The organism is uncultured Thermus sp. (assembly GCF_938010445.1).
GTDB classification, from domain to species: domain Bacteria; phylum Deinococcota; class Deinococci; order Deinococcales; family Thermaceae; genus Thermus; species Thermus altitudinis.
In genome coordinates this window covers 1-7,037 of record NZ_CALLUR010000017.1, presented here as the reverse complement: position 1 = coordinate 7,037, position 7,037 = coordinate 1, and the positions used below count along the sequence as shown (strand labels likewise).

Here is a 7,037-nt window from a genome sequence, read left to right as displayed (position 1 = left end):
GAAGAAGTCGTACTCCAATATCCGGTGGCCATTGGTGGCGTAGGCAAAGGCAAGGCCGAGCTCGCGAGCATAGCCCTTTGCCTGTTCCAGGCCGGCTTCCGGCGCGCTCCCCTCGGGCTCCGCCTCTACCACAGCGATGGGGAAGCCATCGGTATAGCGCAGAAGGTAGTCCACGCGCTTGGGCTTAGCCCGTCGCACCTCGTTGCCGATAAGGATGAGTTTGCCAGGCGCAAACTGGTAGTTGGGGGCGTAGTAGAACTCCCGGGTCACCTCCCGGTCGGTCCAGCCTGCGGCTTTCAGCTTTGGGTCTACCAACTGGGCCCGGGTATCGGCCTCATTGCGTGGCATACTCCTCCCCTTCTACCGTCCGGGCGCGTGGTACCCGTCACCTTTGCATTTTAGCGGGACACTACCCCTTTAGGAAGGCCACGTACCGCTCCAGAAGCCCGTAGGCCTCCCCGGAGGCCAGGACCTCCTGGGCAAGCCGCACCCCTTCCCGCAGGGAGGCCACCTTGCCCGCCACATAGAACCCCGCCCCCGCCGCCAGGGCCACCCCTTGGGCATGGGGACCTTTTTCCTGGCCCTTGAGAATCCTTATGGCCAGCTGGGCGTTTTCCTGCGGAGAGCCCCCCTTTAGGGCCTCCACGGGAAAGCGCTCCAACCCCACCGCCTCCGGGGTGAGGGCATAGGCCCCCTTGCCCACCTCCACCACCTGGTTCTCCCCTAAGACCAGTTCATCCGCCCCTTCCCCGTGGACCACCATCCCCTGGGCCCCCAGGCGCCCTAGGGCCTCGGCCATGGGGGTAAGCCAACGGGGGCTAAAGACCCCCAGCACGTACCGGTCGGCCCCCGCGGGGTTGGTGAGGGGGCCAAGCAGGTTGAAGACGGTGCGGATGCCCAGCTCGGCCCTTACCGGGGCCACGTGGCGCATGGCGGGGTGGAAAAGCCGGGCAAAGAGGAAGCCGAAGCCCAAGGTCTCTATGGCCTCCCCCACCCGCTCGGGCGGGGCTTCCAGGTTGACCCCCAGGGCCTCGAGGAGATCCGCCGAGCCCGCCTTTGAGCTGGCCGCCCGGTTCCCGTGCTTGGCCACCGCCACCCCCCCCGCCGCCGCCACCAGGGCCCCCAGGGTGGAGAGGTTCAAAAGCCCCTTGTGGTCCCCCCCGGTGCCCACGATGTCCAAAAGGGGCCTGCGGTTCACCTTCAGGGCCAAGGCCGCCTCCCGCATGGCCTGGGCCATGGCGGCGATCTCCGCAGGGGTCTCCCCCCTCAAGGCCATGGCGGTGAGCACCCCGGCCACCCTCACCGGGGAAACCTCCCCCGCCATCATGGCCCGCATGAGGCCGTAGGCCTCCTCCTCGCCCAGCACCTCGCCCAAAAGCGCCTTCTTCACGGTCTCCATGGGTCCTCCAGAAAGTTCTTGAGGATGATCTTACCCGCCTCCGTGAGGTAGCTTTCCGGGTGGAACTGCACCCCATGGGTGGGGTAGTGGCGGTGGCGGAAGCCCATCACCGTCCTCCCTCCCGCCTCCTCCACCCAGGCGTTCACCAGGAGGTCTTGCGGAACCTCCTCCACCACCAAGGAGTGGTAGCGGGTGGCGGGAAAGGGGTTGGGAAGGCCCCGGAAAACCCCGGTGCCGTCATGGTGGATCTCGCTCACCTTGCCGTGCATGACGATGGGGGCCGGCACCACCTTTCCCCCAAAGGCCATGCCGATGGCCTGGTGGCCCAGGCAGACCCCCAGGATGGGGTAGCGGGGGGCGTAGCGACCGATGAGGGGGAGGGATAGCCCCGCCTCCAAGGGGGTGCAGGGGCCAGGGCTGATCAGGATGCGCTCGGGGTCTAGGGCCTCCACGTCCTCGAGGGCAAACCGGTCGTTGCGCCACACCACGGGGCTTGCCCCCAGCTCCCCCAGGTACTGCACCAGGTTGTAGGTGAAGCTGTCGTAGTTGTCGATCACCAACACCCTCATAACCCCTCCTCCGCCATCTCCACCGCCTTCAAAAGGGCCCTGGCCTTGTTCCAACACTCCTCGTACTCCCTTTCCGGCACCGAGTCCGCCACGATGCCCGCCCCCGCCTGCACGTGCATCCTTCCCCCTGCGATGACAAAGGTTCGCAAGGTTAAGGCCACGTCCATGGCCCCATGGTAGGCCAGATAACCGAAGCTTCCCCCGTAGGGCCCCCGGCGGTGGGGCTCCAGCTCCTCAATGATCTCCATGGCCCGGATCTTGGGGGCCCCCGAGACCGTGCCCATGGGAAGCACGCTGGCCAAGGCGTCCAAGGGGGTCTTGCCCTCGGCCAAAATGCCCTCCACCGTGGACACCAGGTGCATCACGTGGGAGTAGTACTCCACGTGCATGGGCTCCAGGACCCGCACCGTGCCGAAGGCGGAAACCCGGCCGATGTCGTTGCGGGAAAGGTCCAAAAGCATCACGTGCTCGGCCCTTTCCTTTTCGTCCCTAAGAAGCTCCTCCGCAAGCCTCCGGTCCTCCTCCTCGTCCTTCCCCCGGGGCCGGGTGCCGGCGATGGGCCGGGTGATCACCTTGCGGCCGTCGGAGCGGAGAAGGCTTTCGGGGCTGGCCGAGACCAAGACCACCTCCCCCAGGTCCAGATAGCCCATGTAGGGGCTTGGGTTCACGCTCCTCAGGGCCCGGTACAGGGCAAAGGGGTGCACGGTGAGGGGGGAGGAAAGCCTCAAGGAGAGGACCACCTGGAAGATGTCCCCGGCGCGGATGTACTCCAAGGCCTTGGCCACCGCCCCCAGGTACTCCTCCCGGCTCATGTCGGGCGCAAAGCGGGCCCTCCCCCCTGGCCTTTCCCCAGGCACCCCCGGGAGAGGACCTCTAAGCCTTCTTTCCGCCCAAAGGAGGCGGTCTTCCGCCTCCTCCAGGTCCTGCGCGGGGGCCACCAGGTGCAGAAGGTTCTTCATATGGTCAAAGACCGCCACCACCTCAGGCTCCACGAAAAGCAGGTCGGGCAGGCCTAGGTCATCCGGCTTAAGGGAGGGGAGGCGCTCGTAGTAGCGGATGAGGTCGTAGGCGGCATACCCCACCACCCCCCCGAGGAAGGGGGGGAGGTCGGGCTCTGGGAGGCCCGCCCCCTGGAGCCCTTCGGGCCGCCCAAGGGAGGCGTGGACCGCCTGGTAAAGGGTACGCAAGGGATCCTGGGTTTCCACCCGTTGGCCATTGAGGGTGAAGACCCCATCCTTTAGGCGAAAGGTGCGCCTCGCCCCTACCCCGATGATGGAGAAGCGGCTTTGCCTCCCCCGTTCCACCGACTCCAGAAGAAAGCTCACCGGGGCCTTTTCCGAAAGCTTCAGGTAAGCGGTCACCGGGGTTTCCAGGTCCGCCAGGAGGGTTTTGCCAAAGGGCCTGATGGTTTCCATGCCTCTCCTTACAAAAAGCCCCGGGGCCCATAGCCCCGGGGAAAAAGCCCATCCGCCCCGGGGCCTAGCCGGGCCACCAGCGGGCGGCAAGGGCGCTCATGCCCCAAGGATAGCCCAAGGCGCCCCTGGCGTCCAGGGGTGCCTGGGCCGGACCCTTAAGCCTTCCGCGGCGAAGCCTAGGGAAGGCCTTCGGCCAAGCCCCCCTGGGGAAGGCATCAGAATCTTTCCGCCACCGTTTTCATCTGCAGGAAGTGCAGGAGGTAATCGGGCCCTCCGGCCTTGGTGTCGGTACCCGAGAGGTTAAAGCCGCCAAAGGGCTGGACCCCCACCAGGGCCCCGGTGATCTTGCGGTTGAAGTAGAGGTTCCCCACGTGGAACTCCCGCCTGGCCCTTTCCAGGTGCTCCCGCTTGCGGGAGTAGACCCCACCGGTGAGGCCGTAAAGGGTGCCGTTGGCCACCTCGAGGGCCTCCCCGAAATCCTTGACCCGGATCACGGAAAGCACCGGGCCGAAGATCTCCTCCTGGGCGATCTTGGCGGTGGGGGGCACCTCGGTGAAGATGGTGGGGGCCAGGAAGTAGCCCTCCCCCTCCAGGCGCTTCCCCCCCAGGACCAGCTGGCCTTCCCTTTGGCCAATCGCAATGTAGGAGAGGACCTTCTCCTCCTGGGCCTTGCTGGCCACGGGGCCCAGGTCGGGGTTCTCCTCGGCGGGGCCCACCACCAGGCGCTCCGCCCGCCGCAACACCCTCTCCATCAAGGGCTCAAAGGCCTTCTCGGTGACGATGAGACGGCTGGCCGCCGAGCACTTTTGCCCCTGGAAGCCGTAGGCGGAGATGAGGATGCCCTCGGTGGCGGCCTCCAGGTCAGCGGTCTCGTCCACGATGATGGCGTCCTTGCCGCCCAGCTCCAGGAAAACCCGCTTGATCCAGCGCTGGCCTGGGGCCAGCTTGGCCGCCCTCTCGTTGATCCAAAGCCCCACCTCGAGGCTCCCCGTGAAGTTGATGAAGCGGGTCTGGGGGTGCTCCACCAGGTAGGCCCCCACCTCGCTCCCCTTGCCGGGCAGGAGGTTCACCACGCCGGGAGGAAAGCCTGCCTCGTGGAGGATCTCAAAGACCTTGGCGGCGATGACCACCGTGTCCTCGGCGGGCTTGGCCACCACGGTGTTCCCCACGGCCACCGGCCCGGCGATCATGCCGGTGAAGATGGCGATGGGGAAGTTCCAGGGGGCGATGACCACCCCCGCCCCCAAGGGGATGTAGAAGCTTTCGTTGTCCTCCCCGGGGTAGGGCACCACCTCCACCGAGGGGTACTTGTACTTGAGGGCCTGGCGGGCGTAGTACTCCAGGAAATCTATGGCCTCCGCCACCTCGGCGCTGGCCTCGAGCCAGTTCTTGCCGATCTCGTAGACCAAGGTGGCCTCCAGCTCCCGCCGCCTCCTTTTCATGAGGGCCGCCGCCTTTAGGAGGAGGCGGCTGCGGTCCTCCTGGGGCCAGTCCTTCCAGGTCCTAAAGGCCCGCCAAGCGGCCTCCAGGGCCGCCTCCGCCTCGGCTACCCCCGCCTTGGCGGTGCTCCCCACCACCTCGCTGGGGGCCGAGGGGTTGAGGGATAGGATCCTCTCCTTGGTGTCCACCCAGGCCCCGTCTATGTAAAGCCCGTAGTGGCGGCCAAACTCGGCCCTGACCCGCCTAAGGGCCTCCCGCATCTCCCGCTTGGCCTCCTCCGTGCCAAAGGTCTCAATGGGCTGGTTGCGAAAAGGTTCCACCGTCATGCCGTACCTCCTTTAGCCCCCCAAGAGGCTGCGCAACACCAACAGCAGGTTCTCCGGGCGCTCGGCGATGCGCCGGCTCAAGTAGGGGTACCAGTGGGTGCCGTAGGGCACATAGGCCCGCACGGTGTACCCCTCCCCCGCCAGGCGCCTTTGCTCCTGGAAACGCACCCCATAGAGGAACTGGAACTCAAAGCGGTCCTTGGGTACCCCCATGGCCTCGGTGTAGCGCTTCACCTCGGCGATGAGCCTGGGGTCGTGGGTGGCGAAGGCCACGTAAAGCCCCTCCTTAAGGGCCAGCTTCCCCAGGTGCAGGAACTCGGCGTCTATGAGGCGCTTGTCCTGGAAGGCCACCTCCTTGGGCTCCCGGTAGGCCCCCTTGACCAGGCGCAGGTTGGGCCGGTAAGGGAGGAGCTCCCAAAAGTCCTTCTCCGTGCGGAAGAGGTAGCTTTGCAGGACCAGGCCCACCCCCTGAAACCCCTCCTCCCGCAAGGCCCTATAGAGGCGCAAGGTGGCCTCCACCCGGGGGGAGTCCTCCATGTCTATCCGCACGAAAACCCCCTTGGGCTCAGCCTCCTTCAGGATTTCCCGGAGGAGCTCCCGGGCCAAGGCCTCGGAAAGGTCCAGCCCCAGCTGGGTGAGCTTCAAGGAGATGTACTTGGGCCAGGGGTACCCCGCCACCCTCCCCACCAACTCCAGGATTCCCTTCTGGAAGGCCCGGGCCTCCTCCTCGCTCCCCACCATCTCCCCCAGGAGGTCCAAGATGGCGTGCACCCCTTGGGCCTGGAGTCTCTCCGCCACCCCAAGGGCCTCCTCCAGGGTCTCCCCCGCCACATAGCGCCGCACCAGGCTCTTGGCCCGCCCCTTGATGAGGGCCTCCACCCTGGGGTTCCCCGCCACGGAGAGCACCGCCTGCCGGTACGCCAAGTCCAGGTTCATACCCCTCCTTTCCTAAGCCTGGCCACCACTAGGTCGCGGAAGCGGTGCACGTGGGCCTCCACCGCCTTTTTGGCCCCTTCCGGGTCCCGCCCCTTCAGGGCCCTTAGGATGGCCTCGTGTTCCTTGCGGGTGGTCTCCTCCTGGGAAAGGTTGGGGAGGGCACCCCTCACCAGGGCCAGGCTGGAAAGCAGGTCCTCGTAAAGGCGGTAGAGGGTCTTGTTCCCGGAAAGCCGCACCAGGGCCCGGTGGAACTCCAGATCCCGGCGCATCTGCTCGGGGTAGTCCTCCTTTGGGGCCTCGTCAATGGCCCTGAGGTGGGCCTCGAGGTCCGCGATCTCCCAAGGGGTGGCCCTTAGGGCCGCCTCCCTTGCCGCCTCCCCCTCCAGAAGGGCCCGCACCCCATAGACCTCCTCCACCTCCTCGGGGCTAAAGGCCCGCACCCGGGCCCCCCGGCCCGGCACCAGCTCCACCAAGCCTTCCTCGGCTAGGCGCATGAGGGCCTCCCGTACAGGGGTGCGGGAAACCCCCAGCTCCTGGGCCAGAAGGGGCTCGGAAAGCCTTTCCCCCGGGGCGAAGCGCCCGGAGAGGAGAAGGTCTTTCAGGTGCCGGTACACCGCCTCCCGCACCTGGTTGGGCCGGCGGAAGCCTAGGGCCTGCATCCTGTATACAGGATGCCACGCTGGAAGGGGATCGTCAAGCCAGCCCCTCCATCCCCTCTCCCCGGCAAGGGCCCAGAGGCCCTTACCGGGCCTTGGCGGATAGCTCCGGCCAGGGAAACCCCCTCTTTGGCCTCCACCCACCCGCAGGCCTGGCCCTTTGGAGGGCAGGGGAGGAACCCGCTGCAAACCCGGAGCCGGCTTGCCAAAGGTCCACCCTGGGGGTTAGATAAGGCCATGAGCCTATCCTTGCGCGCCCGCGTGGAAAGCGAACTGCAAAGGTTAAAGCGGGAAGG

The 7,037-nt window shown here is 66.6% G+C and carries 6 protein-coding genes and 1 pseudogene; all 7 read right to left on the bottom strand.

From position 1 onward, the window contains the following. Nucleotides 1–348 (bottom strand): annotated as a pseudogene (locus tag Q0693_RS00900) (type I restriction endonuclease subunit R); the annotation flags it as partial. A 61-nt stretch (nucleotides 349–409) separates the two neighbouring features. Further along, complete coding sequence (gene trpD, locus Q0693_RS00895; protein WP_298628421.1) at nucleotides 410–1,399, bottom strand: anthranilate phosphoribosyltransferase; 990 nt, start codon at nucleotides 1,397–1,399, stop codon at nucleotides 410–412. Next, nucleotides 1,387–1,968, bottom strand: a complete 582-nt coding sequence (locus Q0693_RS00890) for an aminodeoxychorismate/anthranilate synthase component II (protein WP_298628418.1) — start codon at nucleotides 1,966–1,968, stop codon at nucleotides 1,387–1,389. The genes trpD and Q0693_RS00890 overlap by 13 nt, the downstream gene beginning before the upstream one ends. Continuing rightward, on the bottom strand, nucleotides 1,965–3,383 hold the full coding sequence (trpE, locus tag Q0693_RS00885) for an anthranilate synthase component I (RefSeq protein WP_298628415.1): 1,419 nt from the start codon (nucleotides 3,381–3,383) through the stop codon (nucleotides 1,965–1,967). Before trpE ends, Q0693_RS00890 begins: the two co-directional genes overlap by 4 nt. A 215-nt stretch (nucleotides 3,384–3,598) precedes the next feature. Continuing rightward, nucleotides 3,599–5,149, bottom strand: coding sequence for an L-glutamate gamma-semialdehyde dehydrogenase (gene pruA, locus Q0693_RS00880; protein ID WP_298628412.1), 1,551 nt, complete (start codon nucleotides 5,147–5,149; stop codon nucleotides 3,599–3,601). Nucleotides 5,150–5,161: 12 nt separating this feature from the next. Continuing rightward, complete coding sequence (locus Q0693_RS00875) at nucleotides 5,162–6,085, bottom strand: proline dehydrogenase (RefSeq protein WP_243032226.1); 924 nt, start codon at nucleotides 6,083–6,085, stop codon at nucleotides 5,162–5,164. Then, a complete protein-coding gene (locus Q0693_RS00870; protein ID WP_298628406.1) occupies nucleotides 6,082–6,744 on the bottom strand; it encodes a GntR family transcriptional regulator in 663 nt (220 codons plus the stop codon). The genes Q0693_RS00875 and Q0693_RS00870 overlap by 4 nt, the downstream gene beginning before the upstream one ends. Nucleotides 6,745–7,037 lie beyond the last annotated feature (293 nt).